Source organism: Pseudarthrobacter sp. IC2-21, assembly GCF_034048115.1.
Classification (GTDB): domain Bacteria; phylum Actinomycetota; class Actinomycetes; order Actinomycetales; family Micrococcaceae; genus Arthrobacter; species Arthrobacter naphthalenicus.
In genome coordinates, this window is record NZ_CP139145.1 from 1,851,769 (window position 1) to 1,870,639 (window position 18,871).

The window sequence follows — 18,871 nt, forward strand, 5'->3', positions numbered from 1 at the left end:
TGAGACGTTCGGAAAGGAGGGACCCGCCACCATGATGTTCGTCGATTTCCAGCAGGAGGGCTGCCCCGTAGTGCGGTGCACATTCGGCGCCTGTCCGGTTCCAGAGGCCCGTTCTTCATTTTTCGGCGAAATCGCTCCCCGCCCGGGCGGCCGTTTAAGCAGCGTGGTTGGGGCGGTGAAGTGGGCAAAAAGGGGGTGTGCACAATGTGCACACCCTGGGCTTCGGACTGGGTCGTACTGGTGCCGGACTGGCCCGGATTGGCGATGTTTGCGGGGGAGTGGCGGAAATTCAAGGGCTGGAACCCGGTTCGAGTCCCACCTCGGGCACGTTTTCCCACGTCAGAGGCTGTAGGCCTCTGAGTGTGGACGGACAAATATCCTGTTATGGCCCCTTTGGGGGCTTTTCGCTGGTAAACGTCTGCCTGGCCTGGTGCCTCGCAATCCTTGGAGTGGCCAGTAGTATGCCTCTTCATAGCGGGGTCAGGCCGCGGCCACATGACTCGTCTCAAATTTGATGACGTGCTGTCCAATCGGCACTACCAGCAGTCTGATGACGCTTCTCTGGTTTCGGCGTGGTGGCCTCTTCCGACCACAATGGAACCGTGACTGAAGACACTCCTGAAGCTGCTGGACAAACTGCATTGCCGGGCCTTTCCAATGCGGCAGACAGGGCGCTGAGACGTGAGCTCGACGAATTGCGCCTCGACAATGCCAGGCTGCGTAAACTCGTGGAACTCACGGAATCGGAATCAAAGGCACCATACCTGGCCCAGGCTGTAATTCCTGCGGTGTTGCACCACGGTCCGGTCACCATGGAATCGTCTCCGGAAGCGAAAGTCCGTCTGTTCCAAGACCTGTTCAGGGCACGCAATGACGTGTACGCAGTCCGGTGGGAAAACTCGCGGGACGGTCGCTCCGGCTGGGTTCCTGCAGTCGCCGGTGGCTGGCGCAAGAGCGCGAACATTGCAGGTGCCAGGTTCCTGCTGCTTACTCCGGTAGTCGTTGCCGACCATTTGCGCGGGGCGCAGCATATTGGCCTCTATCCCTTGACTGAACAGGACACCTGCTGGTGGGTCGCCGCGGACTTTGACGGGGGCGCCGCAATGCTCGATGCCCTGGCGTACGTCAAGGCGGCTCGCTTTCGGGGTATCCCCGCAGCACTGGAAGTGTCCCAATCCGGACGTGGCGCCCATGTATGGATCTTCTTCAGCACAGCTCTGCCGGCATCCGCAGCACGCCAGCTTGGCACGGGTCTCATCCACGAAGCAATGGCATTGCGTGGCAGCATGAGCCTGGCCAGTTATGACAGGCTTTTCCCCGCCCAGGACATTCACTCGGGCAAAGGTATGGGTAACCTGATAGCGGCGCCGCTAAACGGCAAGCGCCGCCAGCACGGCACCACGTTGTTCCTCGACACTACGACCCTCGAACCATACGAGGACCAATGGGCGTACCTTTCCAGCCTGGATCGGCTCTCGGCCGGGGACGTTCGTATGCATATCCGAAGATTGCCTGGAGTTAGGCTGGGACAAGAGGTTCGCCGGCTAGAACTGCCGCTATCGTCGAAGATCGTTCCACGCCCGGCACTGATCGTCCATGCAACATTCGCATCGCGCCTGACTCTCAGGGCAGCAGACCTTGGACCAGCCATGATCTCGGCCGTCAAGCATGCCGCATCCATGCCCAACCCTGAGTTCTATGAACGCCAACGCCAGAGGCGATCCACCTGGAATATTCCCCGATACCTGCGCAACTACGACGAAACCCTTGACGGCGACCTGATCCTGCCGCGTGGGTTGTTGCCCTTATTACAGCAACTTGTCGAATCGAGTGGCAGCTCGCTGCGCATCGATGATGAACGGTCGGGAGGCGCTGCTCACAGCTTCGAGTGCTCGGCCCGCCTGCGCGCGGAACAACAAGACGCCGTGGACGCCGCCACTGCCGCCGAGCACGGAGTCCTGGTGGCCCCGCCCGGCACAGGCAAGACCGTTATGGCGTGTGCTGCGATGGCACTGCGTGGCGTCGCAACGCTCATTCTGGTTGATCGCAAAGCCTTGGCGGAGCAATGGCGCAGCCGCATCCGTGAATTCTTGGACGAGAAGTGCGGCCAAATCGGAGGTGGCCGTGCCAAGACGACGGGTCGGGTCGATGTCGCGCTGTTGCCCACGCTGGCACGGCGGGAAAATGTTGCCGAGCTGACCGCCGGGTACGGTTTCGTCATCGTGGACGAATGTCACCACGTCCCGGCGGCAGCGTTCACCCACGTCATGAACCAGATCCAGGCCCGGTACTGGCTGGGGCTGACGGCCACACCGTACCGACGGGACAAGTTGGACTCGCTGATCTACCACCAGCTCGGCCAAATCTCACACACGATTTCCACAGCTGTTCCACAGCAGCTGCCAACGCACGCACATGACATTGCCGAACCGACGCTGACTTTGGAACTGCACCGGACCTCATACGCGTACGACGGCGCCGCAGACCCCAGCGAACCGGGCGGGATCTCTGCCATCTACAAGGACTTGATCACCAATGAGGAACGCCTACAGCAAATTTACGACGACGTCATTGAAGCTTACGAACAGAACTCCAGAATCCTTGTACTGACTACGTGGAAAGCCCATCTTGAGTCCCTGAGGTCCCGGTTCGAGGCGGCTGGTCTGAAGCCAGTGGCTTTCACTGGGGCGATGAAAGCCAAGGAGCGACAGGCCGCCGTCGACCTTCTTGCCACCACCGATGATTCGCAGCCTCTGCTGGTCTTGGGCACCGGCTCATATATTGGAGAAGGCTTTGACTGCCCCAAACTGGATACCCTGTTCCTTGCAGCGCCGGTGTCGTTTAAAGGCAGATTGGTCCAGTACGTCGGCCGGGTAATCCGGCCGCACCCAGGGAAAACTGTGGCGACAGTTCACGACTACTACGACGAATCAACACCCGTACTGGCCGCGTCCCTGAACAAGCGGGCTCCGGGCTACGTCTCGCTCGGGTTCCCTGATCCGCGCAAGCTCAATAGCAGATAACATCGTCCACAGGACCGTAGGCGGCGGTGTCTGCGTTGCCACAACTCCTCGGAACCGTATTCTCGAGAGGTCACCGTCGGGCAGCCGGACACGTCTCACGCCAGTGAACTACCTGATACCGCTTAGTATCATCGAACGTGGACATGAACCTGCGTGTTTCAGACGACTGTGACTGCCGTCCGGATGAGCCTACTGCCAAGGCGCACACCTCCAGGTCGGCGCTGCTTGGCCAAGTTGCCGGTTCGGACGTCCAAGGTCACCGGCACAGGCAGGAAATCAGCGCGGGCCTGGACTTCGTAATGCGCCACGACGCCGGGCTGCTGAAGCGCCTGGACGATGCCTGAGTTCTCGCTTCGAATACGACGACATCGTCGCCTTGCCAGATCTACTTCTCTGCGACGCACTGCCTGGCCACAACCGTTATGGGTGTGACGGCTCGTCCCTACTGCACGTCCAACAAGTGGCGGCCGCAATATAGCACTTGAGTTGTAGAACACCTGAGTTGTATTATGGACTCGATGTGGAAAGTTGACGTGGGATTAGTTGAGCCATGGTTGTTAGGTCTTGACCAAGACTCATATGAGCAGATTATTGCTGCATTAGAGCTTCTCGCCGAGCGCGGACCTCAACTTGGTCGTCCATTGGTCGACACGGTGGTTCGTTCACGGCATAAGAATATGAAGGAGCTGCGGCCGGGGTCGAGCGGGCGGTCGGAACTGCGAATCCTGTTTGCCTTTGATCCGGAGCGGCGGGCGATCCTGCTTGTCGCGGGGGACAAGGCGGGCAACTGGAGCAAGTGGTACAAGACGAACATTCCGGTTGCTGATGACCTGTTCGATGATCATCTGAGGATTCTGAAAGGAGGGGCATAGTGGCGAAGTCCATGGAGGAACTACTGGCAAAGCGTCCGGTGGACCGGGCAGCTGTGAATGCCCACAAGAAGCGCATGGTCGATGAGGTCCGGGCCTACCGGCTTCGGGAGCTCCGCGAGGCCTCTGAACTGACGCAGGTCGAGCTGGCTGGGCGCCTTCATGTCAGCCAGAACAGGGTTTCCCGCATCGAGCACGGTGACATTGATCGTGCCCAGGTCGATACTTTGCGGAAATACGTCGAGGCGCTCGGCGGCCGGCTTCGCGTCGAGGTTGAACTCGGCGACGAACGAATCCAGATCGCCTGACGAAGCGACTCGGAGCGATCCGCGACGGCAGCCGTCTGCCCGGACAGCGCGGTCTAAAAGGTGGGAAAAAAGGGGTGTGCACAATGTGCACACTCTGGGGGTCGGACTGGGTCGTACTCAGGACGGATCGGGCCGGATTCGGCATGTTTCCGCGGGAGGCCAGTGTTTACAAGGGCTGGAGTCCGGTTCGAGTCCCACCTCGGGCACGTGTTTTCACTGTTCAGGGGCTTGTGGTCCTCTGAGTGTGCACAATCTGTTCACTGACGGGCCCCTTCGGGGGCATTTTTTGTCGGCGGCCGTCGATGTGGCCGGGTGGCTCCTTCTCCTAGTTCGGCAGCGGTGTTGCTGCGTACTTCTTCATGGCCGGGAGCGCTTGGAAGTGCATGACCTGCTGCGGCTTGGGGAGCACATCTTCTTCTTGGTCATCATGTCGCCGGCCGGACGGGCGCGCGTGCGTCCGTGTTGGGCGGAACTTTCTTGGGCATCCGGTGTTGCCGTCACCAGCGTGCCCTGGCGTTCGAGCGCGTTGTTTGCAGCCATGCCGGCCGAGGCCGCAGGTATCGCCCGGCTGGCCTAGTTCACTGCGAATAGGTCGCTATGTGAACGCTTCCGCGGCCTTGCGGCCGAAAATTGTCGACTCGTTGGCTATCGGCGGCGTTCGCACTTGTGTGGTCATTGAACCGGCAAGGGCTCCAAACGCGATTCTTTACGGAGGGCGGATACTCCGGGCGCCTGGCCGGGCCGGTGATCCGAGTGTCGAGCCGTCAGTGGGTGTTGAGTCCCGAAAATCCGTGATTTTGGAAGACCAAGGGGGTCTGCCGTGGTGCCTGGGCTGATATCGAGGACACGGGCCAAAACGAAGTCGTGGTCGCCGACTGACGTGATGTTCTCGATCTGGCATTCCATGGAGGCCCCCGAACCCGCCACAAGGGGTGCACCGTATTCGCCGCGGGTCCAGTAATGGTCGGCGAAGCGATCTGCTTCCTTCTTGCCAAGCTTGCGGCAGAAACCGGCCTGTCCGGAGGCCAGCGTGCTGATGCCGAGCACTGTGGATTTATTGATTTTGGGCCAACTGGTGGACTCGCGACCGACGAAGAATCCTATGAGGCATGGTTCAAGTGAGACGAACATGAATGATCCGACGGTCATGGCTGTGCGCTCTCCGGTGAGTTCGGGCTGGCCGGCGACGACGGTGACGCTGGTGGGCACCTTGGACATCACGTCCCGGACGCGGGTGGGATCGATGGTGCTGATTTGTTCGATGATGATGGTCATGGTGCCTCCTTTGGCTACCGGTGCTGCCGTGGGTAATAGGGCTGTTCGGGGTCGGTCCACACTTCGTATACGTCGAGTTTGTCGATGAGCACGCGGGAATCGACGCCTTCCGGGGAAAGCCAGAGCATTCTTGAGTCCTCGGTTGCGGCGTCGACCCGTGCGGTTCTGACATAGGTGCCGTGGCGGCGGATTTCTACTGTTGCTGCCGGGCGGCGGAACCATTCATCGACCCGGAAGCAGCACGCTGTTTGGGGTTTCAGGGTCCTGTGTTCGGTGGGGAAGGACCCGGCAGCGGGGTGCGCTGTGGTTTGACTCATAGCGGTTCCTGGGTCGTGGGGGCGGATACGGTCCGTGGGGTCAGGTGCCACCGGCGGCTACCTGGCCGGTGGCACCCGAGGCATGCGGGGTTGGTCGGTTAGGGCCGCTCTTTTGCCGTTAGGCGACGGTTTGGGTTTCTGTAATCGGGGCGGGTGTCTGCGCCTTCTTGCCGGTGTTGGTGAGAAGGCTTGCGGTGTATTCGGAGAGCCAGCCGAGGCCGGTGCCGGCGATCAGGGCCAGGCAGGTCCCGGCGGCGTCGAAGGTTGTGCCGAAGTACGCGGCGCATCCGGCGAATGCTCCGGGGATGAAGCCCAGCACGGTCCAGCGTGCCTGGACGCACATCGCGAAGGCGGCGATGGCGACGGAGATGCCGAGGGCGCCGGGGATGGGGAGGTTCGCCGCTCCCCAGACGATGGCTGCGCCCCACAACACGCCGGATAGGTTGGCGGGGATGGTCTTGAGCAGTCCGGCGCGTTTGCCGCCGGCGGCGAAGAAGCATGCCCAGGAGAGGAATCCGACCCAGGTGATGAGGCCGAGGGGGGCGCTGAATTGGGTCCAGAGTCCGGCGAGGATGCCGGCGGTAATTCCGGTGGTGACGAGGGGCTTCATTGGTGTGTTCCTTAGGGTCAAAATGGCGTCATTGTCTTTTTGAAAGGAAAGCTAGGGGACCGCCGCGTACAAAGAATCGCGATCGGGCGATCCGGTGTTGGTGGGATGGATGAGTCGAGTACGGCCCCGGCCTGAGGCCGGGGCCGTAGCGGCGCTGGTTAGAGGTGGGTCAGTGCGAGATCGGGCGCGGTTTCCGGGGTGGCCGGGCTGTGCTCGGCGGGTTCGCGGTGGAATTCGCCGTTTTTCATCACGGCGGTGATCTTGGTGATGTCCTGGAGGATGGTGATGTCTTCGAGCGGGTTGCCGTCGACCAGGATCAGGTCGGCGTAGAAGCCGGGCAGAACCTTGCCGAGTTCGTCGGGCTTTTGGAAGAGTTCCCCTCCGAGGGCGGTGGCGGCGATGATGGCTTCCATTTCGGTGTAGCCGAAGAGCTTGACGAAGTGGTCCAGGTCGCGGGCGTAGGTGCCGCGGGGTGTCCAGGCGAAGCCGTAGTCTCCGCCGGGCAGGACGCGGATGCCGCGGCGGCGCATTTCCTGGATGGCTTTGCAGGCGATTTCGAGTTCGTGGGCGTAGCCGGCTTTTTCGGCGGCTTCGTGGGAGTAGCCGAAGGCTGCTGCGTCGTTGAGGGTGGCGACGATCCAGTTGATGGCGGGGGCGACGAAGACGCGGTCCTTGGCGGCCTCGAGCATGTCCATGCCTTCGTCGTCGATGTAGGAGGCGTGGTAGATCATGTCCACGCCTGTTTTCAGGGAGATGATGACGGAGTCGCGGCTGCGGGCGTGGGTGCAGACGCGGACGTGGCGGCGGTGGGCTTCGTCGACGGCAACCTGGAGTTCTTCTTCGGTGATGTAGGTGTCGGTGGCTGCCTTGGAGCCGGTGATTTCCTCCCCGGAGATGCTGAGTTTGATCTGGTCCACGCCCAGGCCGATGGTTTCGCGGACGACCTTGCGCATTTCCTCGACGCCGTCAGCGATCTGGGTGATGCCGGGGACGAGGTCGCCGGCGGTGGTGGCGATTTCCTGGCCGTTGGCCAGGTATCGGGGGCCCGGGATGTCGCCGGCGTTGATGGCGTTGCGGACTACGACGTCGAGGCGCTTCTTGGCGCTGGCGGCGCCGAAGCACATGGTGTAGCCGTAGTCGATGTAGGTTTTGGCGGACTGGACGGTGTGGAGCAGGTGTTCTTCGACCTGCATGGTTTCCAGGCCGTTGAGGTCCCCGTCGTTCCAGGTGAAGTGGGTGTGGGCGTCGCACAGGCCTGACATCAGGGTCTGGCCGCGGCCGTCGATGACCTTGACGCCTTCGCGGGGCAGGTTGCCGGAGCCGGCGCGGACGTCGGTGATGCGCTCATCGACGATCAGCACTTCGCCCAGGAAGGGCTGGGCTCCGGTGCTGTCGAGGATGCTGACGTTGGTGAAGAGGGTTTTCGACATGACTTCGTTGTCCTTATCTTGAGATGGAGGTGGTGGAGCGGTTGTTAGGGGGCTTTGCGGATCTGCATGGTGATGCTCTGCTGGCGGCGGGACTGGCAGCCCGGGCTGGCACTGCTGCACGCACAGGTCTTCTTCGTCGACGGCGTGAGGGTGGTGCTGGTGAGGAAGTCCACGACGGCAGCGGTGACGAAGTCCGGCGCCTCGGGGACAGTCCAGTGCCCGGTCCCAGGTGCGACCAGGAGTTCCGCGCTGTCCAGCTCGGCGGCCATGGCCTCGTTGGAGTCCGGGGTGCTGACTTTGTCCTCGCTGCCGGTCAGGAGCAGGACCTTTGACTTGATCGCGGTCAGGTCCGGGTTGGTCGCGGCGGCGAGGGCCTCGCAGGCCTGGGCGTAGGCTTCCGGGTCCTGGCCGAGGAGCAGTTCGCGGACGAAGGGCCGGACCAGGGGGTTCCCGATTGCTGCGTGGTCGGCGGTGGCGGCGTTAGCGACGATGTCGGCTATGGCGGCCATGCCCTTTTCCCGGACGAGGGCGGCGCGTGCCCGGGTGGCGTCCTTCGCGGCCTGGGCCTGTTCCCGGAACGGGCCGAGCATGACGACTTCCTGGACCAGGTCCGGGCGTGTCGAGGCCAGTTGCTGGACGATGAGGGTTCCCATCGAGTGTCCGACGAGGTGCGCCTGTCCGGCGGCTGTCTGGGATTCGATGACCAGCGCCAGTTCGGCGGTGAGGGATTCCAGGGTCAGTTCCCCGGCCCGGGGTGAGCGTCCGTGTCCGGTGAAGTCATAGCGGGTGACCCTGAACCGTTCGGCCAGTGAGGCGACGAGGGGTTCGAAGAAGCTCGTGGTGCCGCCTAGGCCGTGGACCAGGACGACGTCGGGGCCGGAGCCGGTGGTTTCGACGAAGAGCTGTTTCGTGCCGACCGTTGTCAGGCCGGGGGCGATGGTTGCGGTGTTCATCGTCCTTCTCCGATCCGGTTTGTCAGGGTGCCGAGCTTGCTGATGCTGATTTCGACGACGTCTCCGGTGGTCAGGAACCGGGGCGGGGTGAAGCCGATGCCCACCCCGACGGGGGTGCCGGTGGCGATGATGTCGCCGGGCTGGAGCGTGATGCCGGCGCTGATGGTTTCGATGATGGTGGGGATGTCGAAGATCAGGTCGGCGGTAGTGGCCTTTTGCCGGGTTTCGCCGTTGACGGTGCAGAGCAGGTCAAGCGGGCCGTCGCCGACCTCGTCGCGGGTGACAGCCCACGGACCCATTGGTGCGTGGGTGTCCAGGCTCTTGCCGAGGAACCACTGCTTGTGGTCCTTCTGCAGGTCCCGGGCGGTGACGTCATTGATGATGGTGTAGCCCCAGACGTGGTCCAGTGCATCGGCCTGGCTGATGCCGCGGCCGCCCTTTCCGATGATGACCCCGAGCTCGGCTTCGTAGTCGAGTTCGTTCGTCACACTCGTGTGCGGATCGATATCGGCGCCGGTGCCAATAACGGTGGAGGGCGCCTTGGTGAACACGACCGGGTACTCGGGCTGCGCGGTGGCGCTGGCGGTGGCGTCGTACCCGGAGTTAGCGAATTCCTTGGCGTGCTCGACGTAGTTCCGTCCGACGCAGAAGATGTTGCGGCGGGGGAGAGGGATCGGGGCGAGCAGTTCAACGTCAGCGATGTTGATTGCCCGCCCGGTTGCCACGGCGAGCTGCGCCGCGGCCCCGTCCCAGTTCTCGATGAGTGACACCAGATCCTGCGAGCCGGGAACGGCGGTCACGGTCGAGGCGTCTTCGCTGAGGACGCCGGTCTGCTCGGTGCCTTGGTGGCGGAAAGTGACGAGCTTCAAAGTGATCTCCCTTGATCGATTATCGATAATTGATAAGGAAGACAATACACGAGGGTGACTCGCATCACAAGCGATTATCGATAATTCTTCGGAGGGCACTCGCTTACCGTGCCTGCCCACAAGGGGGAGGGCCTATTCCTGGGGGAGGATGGAGTACTCGTGTTGGTGCTCGATGACGAGCTTGGTGCAGAGGTCCGGGGTACCGTTCTCGAAGGCGTCCAGGATCGGGACATGGGCTTCGGCGGCGGCGTGCAGGTCTACGTGGCCGCGGACAACGGTGGCCATGGTCCGGGCTTCGACGTAGAGGGAGTCCCAGATTTCGAGCATGAGCCGGTTTCCGGTGGCTGCAACGACGGCGCGGTGAAAGGCCGTGCTGTATTTTGCGATCCCGTGGGCGTCGTTCGCAGCGGCGGCTTCGCGCATGCCGGCCAGCGCCTCGCGCAGCGGGGTAGGGTCATCATGGAGCGCCGGATACGCGGCGGCGGCGGCGGTTCCCTCCAGGGCGAGGCGGACGAAATAGACTTCGGCCAAGTCGTCCTGGGACGCGGACCGGACAAAGGTTCCGCGGCGGGGAAGGTTTTCGACCAGCCGGGTGGAGGACAGTTCCCGCAGGGCTTCGCGGACCGGTGCCTGGCTGACGCCGAACTCCTTGGCGAGCTGGAGTTCCACCAGGCGTGTACCGGGAGGGTAGGTGCCGTCAATGACCCGGTCCACGATGGTCCGTCTAACCTTTTCCGAGAGGCTCTCGTTCTCAAATGCTGCTGATACTGCCATAGTCCAAGTGTTCCACAGTGCTTTATAGATACTCGATAATTGTCAGTCGTGAGGACAAAGGAAGAGGACACCTGGCCGGCAGCTTCTGCCTGCTGTCCGGTCCGTTCGGATAGATCTTCGTTGACCAGATGCTCGATTAGCCGGGACTTGGGCTCCTTGGATTGGAAGCCCCGGGGAAGACTGCCATCTTGCCCAGTTTTCGGCAGGTTTAGGGGAGCCGCGCCCGATATGTGCGGGGCGCAGCAGGCTGTCGCAAAGTCTGGAATGGCGAATTCTGGGGGTGTGCACAATGTGCACACCCGGGGCTTCGGATCGGGTCGAACTGGTGGCGGATCGGGCTGGCTTGCCGAAGTTTCCGGGACTTCCTAGTGTTTCCAAGGGCTGGAATGCAGTTCGAGTCCCAACTCGGGCACGCATAACCCCCTCCGTCAGGGGGTTTTTGCTTTAATGTGTGGACATTGACCCTTCGCGGGTCCCTCTGGTCCCTCTGACGATGGCCGCAGTCTGTTCCCTGGCGCCGGGGTCAGGGTCCTGGTGCTGTCCTCGATCGTCAAGGGTCCAATCAGTCCAGATGATGCTCGGAGACTGGGAAACCTAACGCTATGCCCCGAAGCATTCCCCGGGAGCGGATTTCGGCATTTGCCTCCGGGCGAAAACATCCGATGCCGTTGGAAAACGTCCGTAAACGTTGGCCGCTAGGCCTCCTGGATGATGATTGGGTGGCACGTCTGACGGTTGCTTGTCTTGCGCGAGGCGAATGGTCCTCACGACCGGGATGCTGTTGCCGGCGGCGCATCAGCGGGAAACGCCGATCGGCGGTCCCCTAACATTCGGAATCATTGAAACGCGGCGGTCGTCAAGGTTGTCTCAAACCAGGGCGTCACACTGGGTCATGTGCGGGGTGTATCCAGTCGTCGGCCTTGCTATCGTCAAAGGATATTGCCGCCGCGTGGCCAGGTGGCTGACAACCCCCTTGCCGCCCTCGAAGAAGGACCTTCATGAAGCACACGCGACTTTCCGTAATCGGCCTCATCGCAGCTGCGGGACTAGCGCTGTCCGGATGCGGGTCGGCGTCCACGGGTCCTTCGAGTTCCGCGCCGGCAGGCGGAACGGACACGTCTTTGAGCGACGTGAAGAGTGCAGGTGTGCTTAAGGTCGGCACGGAGGGCACTTACAAACCCTTCTCGTTCCACGCCAATGGCAGCGGGGACCTGACGGGGTACGACGTGGAGATCATCACGGCCGTCGCAGGCAAACTTGGCGTCAAGCCGTCGTTCCAGGAGACACAGTTTGACGCCATCTTTGCCGGGCTCGAAGCCAAGAGGTTCGACGTCGTCGCCAACCAGGTTTCGATCACGGACGAACGCAAGGCCAAGTACGATTTCTCCACCCCATATACGGTGAGCACGGGCGTAATCGTCACCAAGTCCGACAACAACAGCATCAATTCCTTCGATAGCCTCAAGGGCAAAACCACGGCCCAGTCGCTGACGAGCAACTGGTACAAGCTTGCCCAGCAGAGTGGTGCCAACGTGCAGGCCGTTGAAGGCTGGGCGCAGGCGATCACGCTGCTCAAGCAGGGGCGCGTCGATGCGACCATCAACGACAAGCTCACGTATTTGGACCAGCAGAAGACCTCGCACGATGACAGCATCAAGATTGCTGCCGAGACCACGGACAAGTCGCTGAGTGCCTTCGCGTTCCGCAAGGGCTCAACCACACTGACGGACGCTGTCAATAAGGCGTTGACCGACCTGCAGACCGATGGCACCCTGACAAAGATTTCGCAGAAGTACTTCGACGCCGACGTCACCAAGTAGCGGGATGGTAGCCGTCGAAGAACGCTGCGCCAGACCATGACGATCAACTGGGAGCTCGTCTGGGGTTCCTTGGGACCCATTCTGACTGGCGCGATTACTGGCACGATTCCCGTGGCGCTGGCGTCGTTCGGCCTGGGCCTGCTGCTCGCCCTACTGGTGGCCCTGATGCGGCTAAGCCGCAATCCAGCCCTTTCCGCGATTGCGCGGATCTACATTTCCGTCATCCGCGGCACCCCTCTCTTGGTCCAGCTGTTTGTCATCTTCTATGGGCTGCCGTCGATTGGCATCACCATCAGTCCCTGGCCGAGCGCGATCATCGCTTTCTCACTGAACGTGGGCGGCTACGCCGCAGAGGTGATCCGCGCAGCCATTTTGTCCGTTCCCAAAGGACAGTGGGAGGCCGGACACACTATCGGCATGTCACGCCGCCAGTCGCTGGTGCGGATCATCCTGCCGCAGGCCGCGCGGGTGTCAGTCCCGCCCTTGTCCAACACCTTCATCAGCCTGGTTAAGGACACATCGTTGGCTTCGCTGATCCTCGTCACTGAACTGTTCCGCCAGGCACAGCAGGTTGCGGCTTTCAGTCAGGAATTCATGCTGCTGTATCTGGAAGCAGCCGTTATCTATTGGATAATCTGCCTGGTCCTCGCCGGCGGACAGTCTGTCCTCGAAAAGAGATTGGACCGCTATGTCGCCCACTGAGTCCAATCTCCCGGAAGCTGCCACCCTCCTGACTGTGCGTGGACTTCGCAAGGCATTTGGTCGACATGAGGTGCTCAAATCCATCGACATGGACGTACGCCGGGGCGAAGTGGTCACGCTGATCGGGCCGTCCGGTTCGGGTAAGACGACGGTCCTCCGATGCCTAAACGGCCTGGAGGTTCCCGACGGCGGTATCGTCGAGTTCGCCAATGACCTCACAGTGGATTTTTCGTTGCCGGTGCCGAAGAAGCAGCTTTCCTCCATGAGGGACCGCAGCGCAATGGTCTTCCAGCATTACAACCTGTTTCCGCACAAGACTGCCCTCGAAAACGTCATCGAGGGCCCGGTTCAGGTCCAGAAGCGCCCCAAGGCCGAAGCCATTGAAGAGGCCAGGGAACTGCTGGCCCGGGTCGGGCTGGCGGACAAGGAAGACAGCTATCCCTTCGAGCTGTCCGGCGGCCAGCAGCAGCGTGTCGGCATCGTACGTGCCCTTGCCCTGCGACCGCAGCTCCTCCTGTTTGACGAGCCGACGTCCGCGTTGGACCCAGAACTGGTCGGCGACGTCCTGACGGTCATCAAGGAGTTGGCGGACGAGGGCTGGACCATGGTGGTGGTCACTCACGAACTCGCCTTTGCTCGCGAGGTCGCTGACGAGGTGATCTTCATGGCCGATGGAGTGGTCGTCGAACGCGGTCACCCGGACACAGTGCTACGCGATCCACGGGAAGAGCGCACCCGCCAGTTCGTGGACCGGCTTCTGAATCCGTTCTAACCACGGCGATCGAGACCGTCCTGGACGTGGAGGGCAGCTCCTGTGCGCCCGGTGTCATCCGAGCGTTCGAGCAGGGTGACGTGGACACCGGTCCTGGAGAGCGCCGATGCAGTCAGGACCTCTGCGAGGGTCGCACCGACCACGGGGAGGCTGTGCAGACATCACGGCGCAGAATGGGTGGGCGGCGGGTCGGCGGCCGCAAGAAGCAACAAAAGCACGAGAGCCACGAGAGCATGGCCGCGCATGCTTTATGGGCACCCTTGGCCTACTTAGCCTGCTATTCATTATCGACCCCCTATGGTGAAGCCCCCAATGATGAGCTGCAGCAAAGAACTCCTCACTATTGATTCGGGCACGGGAACCGTGGACGCTTTCGGCGAGGCCATGACCCGCCTGGGCACACAATACGCCCAGAACTAGCTCCGCCGCGGTGTCCGCGCCGTTTTCTTGCAGGCCGTAACGCACAGCCCGGCAGCCCATCGGTTGAGCTTTGGCGCGCCAACCGGGCGTCCCTGGCATCTATCACGACGGCAGCGAGGAGACGGCCATGGACGCGGGGGGACTATCCAGTGATCCTTACAGGCTGGCTCCACGGTGCGATCCGGCACTGTCCGCCCGGTCATTTCTATGGCTTCTTTAGGAGGCGTTCGACGCGGGGTTTGACCTCGGTTGCGAGCAGGGTCAGGGATTCGAGGAAGTGGTCGTGGGGGAGGCTTCCGATGTCCATTTGGAGGAAGTGGCGCATGTGGCCCATGTGGCCGTGCAGGTCAACGATGCGTTGGGCGATTTCGTCGGGGTCTCCGACGTAGTAGGCGCCGGGGAACTCGGCCTGTGCCAGGAACTGGCGCTTGTCCGGGGCGGGCCAGCCGCGGAGTTTGCCCATTTCGATGTTGAGGTTGTACCAGCCGGGGTAGAACCGCTCCAGGGCTTCCTTTTTGGTGGGGGCGATCAGGCCGAGGGTGGCTACGGAGACCTTGATGTCTTCGGCGGTGTGTCCGGCCTTCGCGGCAGAAGCCCGGTAGAGGTCTGCCAGGGGTGCGAACCGGGAGGGTGCCCCGCCGATGATGCCGTAGGAAATGGGCAGGCCGAGCTCCCCGGCGCGGACCGAGGATGGTGCGCTGCCGCCGGTGGCCAGCCAGAGGGGCAGCCTGCCCTTGACCGGGCGCGGCACCACGGCAAGGTCATGGAGGGCTGGCCGGACCGTTCCGGACCAGGTCACGCTCTCGGTCTTGCTGTTGTTGATGGTCATCAGCAGGTCGAGTTTTTCGGCGTAGAGCCGGTCGTAGTCCTTCAGGTCGTAGCCGAACAGCGGGAAGGTCTCGACGGAGGATCCGCGACCGGCGGTGATTTCCACCCGGCCGCCGCCGGAGACAGCGTCAGCGATGGCGAACTGCTGGAACACCCGGACCGGGTCATCGGTGCTGATGATGCTCGCGCCGCTGCCGAGCTTGATCCGCTTTGTGGCGGCCGCTGCTGCGGCGACCACGGTTCCCGGGGAGGAGGCGGGCATGTCCAGGGTGTGGTGCTTGCCGATTCCGAAGTAGTCCAGCCCATTCCGGTCCGCGAGGACGATGGCCTCGTGGAGGTTGCGGATGGCTTCGGTGGTGGACCGGAGGCTTCCGTTGGGGTTTCGCTGGGTGTCACCGAAGCTGTAGGCGCCGATTTCCATGGTTCTCCTAGATGCAGTGCTGGGGCGGGTTTTGTTGGGGCCGGAGTCAGAGGCGGACGGGTTCACGGTCCGCGGACAGGATGGACCGCAGCTGTTCCGCGGTGTGGCTGCCGTTGAAGATCTCGGTGCCGGGTTGGAAGCTGCGGCCGGCCTCCAGCGGCCCCGCATCCACCGCGTCGTAACCGATCCGGTTAATGAATCGGCTGACCAGGTACTTCGCGCCTTGGTGATCACCGGCCAGGGCGAGGGCCCGCCGGCCTTCGGAACCGGGTTCCCGGCCGTCCACTTCGAGATCGTGGTAGCCGATGTGATTGAGAGTCTTCACAATGTTCGAGCCCGCCAGATAATCCTGGACGATTTCGCTGCTCGTCCGGTCATCGTTCTCGAAGTCGTCAATCTCGCCGTCCACCGGTGCCCAGTAGTTCATTGCCTCGATGACCGTCTTGCCGGCCAGGAGCGCAGGGTCGAGGGTGCGGTACTTATGCAGCGGCACCGCCACCACCACGATGTCGGCTTCGGCTGCCTCAGTGGCCGTGACGGCCACCGCTCCGGGGGTCATGATCTGCACCATGAGGGCGATGTCCTCGGCCGGCTTGGAGGTGGCGACCATAACGTCGTACCCGGCCTTGAGAGCCTGGCGTCCGACGGCGGTTCCCACCCTTCCGGCGCCGAGGATCCCGATGGTCCGGGGTTCTTCCGGGTGATTCTGCGGAGCGCTCATGCTGCCGGTCCTTCCGATACCAAAGTATGTTGTGGGACAGACTATATATCCGGCAGAACATCTGCACAACTTCACGGTTGACGGTAAGATGAGTCAATGATCGAACGCAGGCAGGCCCACCCCGGGAGCACCGTCACGGCCGTTCCGGGCGATCTGGGCTGGCATCTGGCAATGGTGTTGCGCGGTTACCAGACCCGCTTCGAGGACGCCGTTGACCAGATGCCCGCCGGCATCCGCGGCTTCCAGGTGCTCTCCGCCGTCGTACACAAAGACCCGCCGAACCAGCAGGCGCTCGGGGCGCACCTCGCCATCGACCGGACCGTCCTGACCTACTTGCTCGACACCCTGGTGGCCGCGGGCGTGGTGGAGAGGGTCCCGGACCCGGCCGACCGCAGGGCCCGGAAGATTATCGCCACCGACTCCGGACGGGACATACTGGCTGCCTGCGAAGAGCGCGTGGCCGCGGCCGAGGCAGACCTCCTTGCCGGGCTGGAGCGTGAGGACGCCCAGACCATACGCATCCTGATTGGTCAGCTGGCCCGAAACGTCCACCGCGCACAGCCTGGGGCCAGCCCCTGCGAAGCGATGGATAACCTTTAAAACCAACAGGTGAACTGGCTATCCACAGTCGTGGCGCTTGGCGCCGGAGTCGTGGACCTGGAGCGGCTTGGAGTAGACCGGCCCGCGCCGTAGCCCAGGCCTCCAATTGAGGGTTGAGCATGCTGACCTAATGACATCAGTTACGACTGTGGTGAGTCACACCGAGCGACACACGGGTGTAGACCCAGCGATCTAAAAGGCTTCGCAAAGCCAGAAAGGGGCCGATAAATGGCGCTGGAGGACGGGCAATGGACACCCGAAGATCAGGGATGGGTGCGGGAGAACCTTCGGGAGGCGATCGACCATCTGGTGGAGTTGGGATACACAGTGCGCGGCGGGCAGGGCGAAGACCCGGAGCTGATCCATCCCGGCGGTTCGGCGGTGGAGACGTGGCGGGAGGACTACCCGTACGACGCACGGATGTCCCGGGAAGACTACGAACTGGAGAAATACCGGCTGCAAGTCGAGCTGCTGAAGTTCCAATACTGGGGCCAGGACCAGGATCTGAAGCATGTAATCGTTTTCGAGGGCCGCGACGCGGCCGGCAAGGGCGGAACAATCAAGCGCTTCACCGAACACCTGAATCCCCGCTCGGCCCGTGCGGTGGCTTTGAACAAACCATCGGACCGCGAACAGGGGCAGTGGTATTTTCAGCGCTACATCCAGCACCTGCCCACGGCCGGGGAGATCGTGATGTTCGACCGCTCCTGGTACAACCGGGCAAACGTCGAACGGGTCATGGGTTTCTGCACCGATCAGGAGTACAGCACGTTCATGGACCAGGCGCCGCTCTTCGAGAAAATGCTGGTGGACTCCGGGATCCACCTCACCAAGTTCTGGTTCTCGGTGACCCGCCACGAGCAGCGCACCCGCTTCGCGATCCGGCAGATCGACCCGGTACGGCGTTGGAAGCTTTCCCCAATGGACCTCGCCTCCCTGGACCGGTGGGAGGACTATACAGAAGCCAAGGAAGCCACATTCCTCCGCACTGACACGGACCATTCTCCGTGGATCACCATCAAGTCCAATGACAAGAAGCGCGGGCGGATCAACGCCATACGCTTCTTCCTCAACCAGTTCGACTACGAGAACAAAGACACCTCGGTGGTCTACGAGCCGGACCCTCTGATCGTCCGCCGCGGGCGCGACGCCGCCGGCGACTAAGATGCGAGGTCGTGGCAGTCACCTCCAAGTGGCTGCCTGCTCGGCGAATGCCAGCCCTGAACCCTGGACGTGGTGATCGTACGGAAATGAAACCGACCGGTTTTTTCCCCATCAGCACCAAGGCGACAACCTACGAGGTCGCCGCGAAGGGTGACGGAACGGAATGCGCCGACGCCGGCATCGCCGCAGGGTCCCTGGCCACTTCGGCGCGCATGGAACGACTTCGTTTCCCAGCACCGGACCTATGCTTAGGTTAACGCTTATCCGTTCCGCCGAAGGAAAAATCGAATGTCTCGCATCATTTCGACCGGCCTGGCCAAGACCGGTCTCCTGCTCGGCTACAAGGTCGCCCGCGATACAGGCAACAGGCAGGCTGGCGGTGCCATTTTGGCAGCCTGCGGTTTGGCCGCGTTCATGGTTTGGAAAAACGACGCTGGCGCGGGCCGGGCTGCCGGCCTCACGGGCGTGTATATCACGGCCTTTGGCGCGTCCCACCCCCTGGCGAAGAAGATCGGCGCATGGCCGGCAGTATTCACCGTCACCGGGGTCATGGCGCTGGCCTCGATGATCTTTGGCGGGAGCCGCAAGGATTCCTAGTATTACGGGCTCGCTAGCTGCACTCAGTTAGCAGTTTGGTTACATCGACTGATGGGTGGTCGTCCTCCGAGGGCGCTGACTTGCGTCCTCGAGGCGACAGGTTCAGCTGGGCCGTTGACGGTCCGTGCTCACTTTCCGGAGGCCGCAGGGCGGCCTTTCATGTCAGAGCGAACTCCAGCGCCAGGCTCAACCGACCCACCCGGTCGGCCCGTTTATGCAGCTTGGGTGGGGCCGCGGAAGTGGGCGCAAAGGGGTGTGCATGAAGTGTGGACCATATTCCTTCGCTGGTACCTTTTGACGCTGTCCGCGGTCTGTGCCAGGCGCCGTCGTCGCCTGTTCGGTTGTGTGGGTGGCCGGGTTAGGGTCCTGGCTGCATGGGCGGCTGCGGGCGACATGAC

General features: G+C 62.4%; 21 protein-coding genes. 11 read left to right on the top strand and 10 right to left on the bottom strand.

Translation table 11 applies throughout. From position 1 onward, the window contains the following. Positions 1-602 precede the first annotated feature (602 nt). The 4 genes from SBP01_RS08480 to SBP01_RS08495 all read left to right on the top strand — a co-directional run bounded on the left by SBP01_RS08480 (position 603) and on the right by SBP01_RS08495 (position 4,200). Entirely contained in the window at positions 603-3,023 is a 2,421-nt protein-coding gene (locus SBP01_RS08480) for a TOTE conflict system archaeo-eukaryotic primase domain-containing protein (protein WP_320538101.1), read from the top strand. A 137-nt stretch (positions 3,024-3,160) separates the two neighbouring features. Then, complete coding sequence (locus SBP01_RS08485; protein ID WP_414004279.1) at positions 3,161-3,367, top strand: hypothetical protein; 207 nt, start codon at positions 3,161-3,163, stop codon at positions 3,365-3,367. A gap of 174 nt (positions 3,368-3,541) precedes the next feature. Then, a complete protein-coding gene (locus tag SBP01_RS08490; RefSeq protein WP_275215995.1) occupies positions 3,542-3,895 on the top strand; it encodes a type II toxin-antitoxin system RelE/ParE family toxin in 354 nt (117 codons plus the stop codon). Further along, positions 3,895-4,200, top strand: a complete 306-nt coding sequence (locus SBP01_RS08495) for a helix-turn-helix domain-containing protein (protein ID WP_320538102.1) — start codon at positions 3,895-3,897, stop codon at positions 4,198-4,200. The genes SBP01_RS08490 and SBP01_RS08495 overlap by 1 nt, the downstream gene beginning before the upstream one ends. A 672-nt stretch (positions 4,201-4,872) precedes the next feature. Here the strand turns inward: SBP01_RS08495 and SBP01_RS08500 are convergent. From SBP01_RS08500 to SBP01_RS08530, 7 genes are all read right to left on the bottom strand, one after another. After that, positions 4,873-5,475 (bottom strand): flavin reductase family protein, encoded by a 603-nt coding sequence (locus SBP01_RS08500; RefSeq protein WP_320538103.1) that lies wholly within the window; start codon positions 5,473-5,475, stop codon positions 4,873-4,875. Between the two features lie 14 nt (positions 5,476-5,489). Next, positions 5,490-5,792, bottom strand: a complete 303-nt coding sequence (locus SBP01_RS08505) for a hypothetical protein (RefSeq protein WP_320538104.1) — start codon at positions 5,790-5,792, stop codon at positions 5,490-5,492. Between the two features lie 118 nt (positions 5,793-5,910). Next, a complete protein-coding gene (locus tag SBP01_RS08510; protein ID WP_320538105.1) occupies positions 5,911-6,402 on the bottom strand; it encodes a DUF1097 domain-containing protein in 492 nt (163 codons plus the stop codon). A gap of 158 nt (positions 6,403-6,560) precedes the next feature. Continuing rightward, complete coding sequence (locus SBP01_RS08515; protein ID WP_320538106.1) at positions 6,561-7,832, bottom strand: amidohydrolase family protein; 1,272 nt, start codon at positions 7,830-7,832, stop codon at positions 6,561-6,563. A gap of 44 nt (positions 7,833-7,876) precedes the next feature. After that, positions 7,877-8,785 carry an alpha/beta hydrolase gene (locus SBP01_RS08520; protein ID WP_320538107.1) on the bottom strand — a complete coding sequence of 303 codons (909 nt, stop codon included), beginning with the start codon at positions 8,783-8,785 and terminating at the stop codon, positions 7,877-7,879. Next, a complete protein-coding gene (locus SBP01_RS08525; protein WP_320538108.1) occupies positions 8,782-9,654 on the bottom strand; it encodes a fumarylacetoacetate hydrolase family protein in 873 nt (290 codons plus the stop codon). The genes SBP01_RS08520 and SBP01_RS08525 overlap by 4 nt, the downstream gene beginning before the upstream one ends. A 132-nt stretch (positions 9,655-9,786) precedes the next feature. After that, on the bottom strand, positions 9,787-10,428 hold the full coding sequence (locus tag SBP01_RS08530; RefSeq protein ID WP_320538109.1) for a GntR family transcriptional regulator: 642 nt from the start codon (positions 10,426-10,428) through the stop codon (positions 9,787-9,789). 998 nt (positions 10,429-11,426) lie between these two features. On the opposite strand from SBP01_RS08530, the gene SBP01_RS08535 reads away from it, so the two are divergent. From SBP01_RS08535 to SBP01_RS08545, 3 genes are read left to right on the top strand one after another with little or no spacing between them, the layout of a single operon-like run. Then, positions 11,427-12,248, top strand: coding sequence for an amino acid ABC transporter substrate-binding protein (locus SBP01_RS08535; RefSeq protein WP_320538110.1), 822 nt, complete (start codon positions 11,427-11,429; stop codon positions 12,246-12,248). A gap of 36 nt (positions 12,249-12,284) precedes the next feature. Continuing rightward, complete coding sequence (locus SBP01_RS08540) at positions 12,285-12,950, top strand: amino acid ABC transporter permease (RefSeq protein WP_414004280.1); 666 nt, start codon at positions 12,285-12,287, stop codon at positions 12,948-12,950. Further along, positions 12,937-13,722 carry an amino acid ABC transporter ATP-binding protein gene (locus SBP01_RS08545; RefSeq protein WP_320538111.1) on the top strand — a complete coding sequence of 262 codons (786 nt, stop codon included), beginning with the start codon at positions 12,937-12,939 and terminating at the stop codon, positions 13,720-13,722. The genes SBP01_RS08540 and SBP01_RS08545 overlap by 14 nt, the downstream gene beginning before the upstream one ends. Here SBP01_RS08545 and SBP01_RS08550 read toward each other — a convergent pair. Then, positions 13,719-13,865, bottom strand: a complete 147-nt coding sequence (locus SBP01_RS08550) for an NAD(P)-binding protein (protein WP_275215583.1) — start codon at positions 13,863-13,865, stop codon at positions 13,719-13,721. The two genes, SBP01_RS08545 and SBP01_RS08550, sit on opposite strands and share 4 nt — an antisense overlap. A 154-nt stretch (positions 13,866-14,019) precedes the next feature. Between SBP01_RS08550 and SBP01_RS08555 the strand changes: the two genes are divergently transcribed. Beyond that, positions 14,020-14,142 carry a hypothetical protein gene (locus SBP01_RS08555; protein ID WP_320538112.1) on the top strand — a complete coding sequence of 41 codons (123 nt, stop codon included), beginning with the start codon at positions 14,020-14,022 and terminating at the stop codon, positions 14,140-14,142. Between the two features lie 205 nt (positions 14,143-14,347). Here SBP01_RS08555 and SBP01_RS08560 read toward each other — a convergent pair whose 3' ends face one another. Continuing rightward, entirely contained in the window at positions 14,348-15,391 is a 1,044-nt protein-coding gene (locus tag SBP01_RS08560; RefSeq protein WP_320538113.1) for an LLM class flavin-dependent oxidoreductase, read from the bottom strand. Between the two features lie 46 nt (positions 15,392-15,437). After that, a complete protein-coding gene (locus SBP01_RS08565; protein ID WP_320538114.1) occupies positions 15,438-16,112 on the bottom strand; it encodes an NADPH-dependent F420 reductase in 675 nt (224 codons plus the stop codon). A 96-nt stretch (positions 16,113-16,208) separates the two neighbouring features. On the opposite strand from SBP01_RS08565, the gene SBP01_RS08570 reads away from it, so the two are divergent. The 3 genes from SBP01_RS08570 to SBP01_RS08580 all read left to right on the top strand — a co-directional run bounded on the left by SBP01_RS08570 (position 16,209) and on the right by SBP01_RS08580 (position 18,473). Then, positions 16,209-16,712: a MarR family winged helix-turn-helix transcriptional regulator gene (locus SBP01_RS08570; RefSeq protein WP_320538115.1), complete on the top strand. Its 504-nt coding sequence runs from the start codon at positions 16,209-16,211 to the stop codon at positions 16,710-16,712. A 228-nt stretch (positions 16,713-16,940) separates the two neighbouring features. Further along, the gene (gene ppk2, locus SBP01_RS08575; protein ID WP_320538116.1) at positions 16,941-17,876 is read left to right on the top strand and encodes a polyphosphate kinase 2; all 936 of its coding nucleotides are present in this window, start codon (positions 16,941-16,943) and stop codon (positions 17,874-17,876) included. Between the two features lie 288 nt (positions 17,877-18,164). Then, the gene (locus SBP01_RS08580; RefSeq protein WP_320538117.1) at positions 18,165-18,473 is read left to right on the top strand and encodes a hypothetical protein; all 309 of its coding nucleotides are present in this window, start codon (positions 18,165-18,167) and stop codon (positions 18,471-18,473) included. The last annotated feature ends 398 nt before the right edge of the window (positions 18,474-18,871 follow it).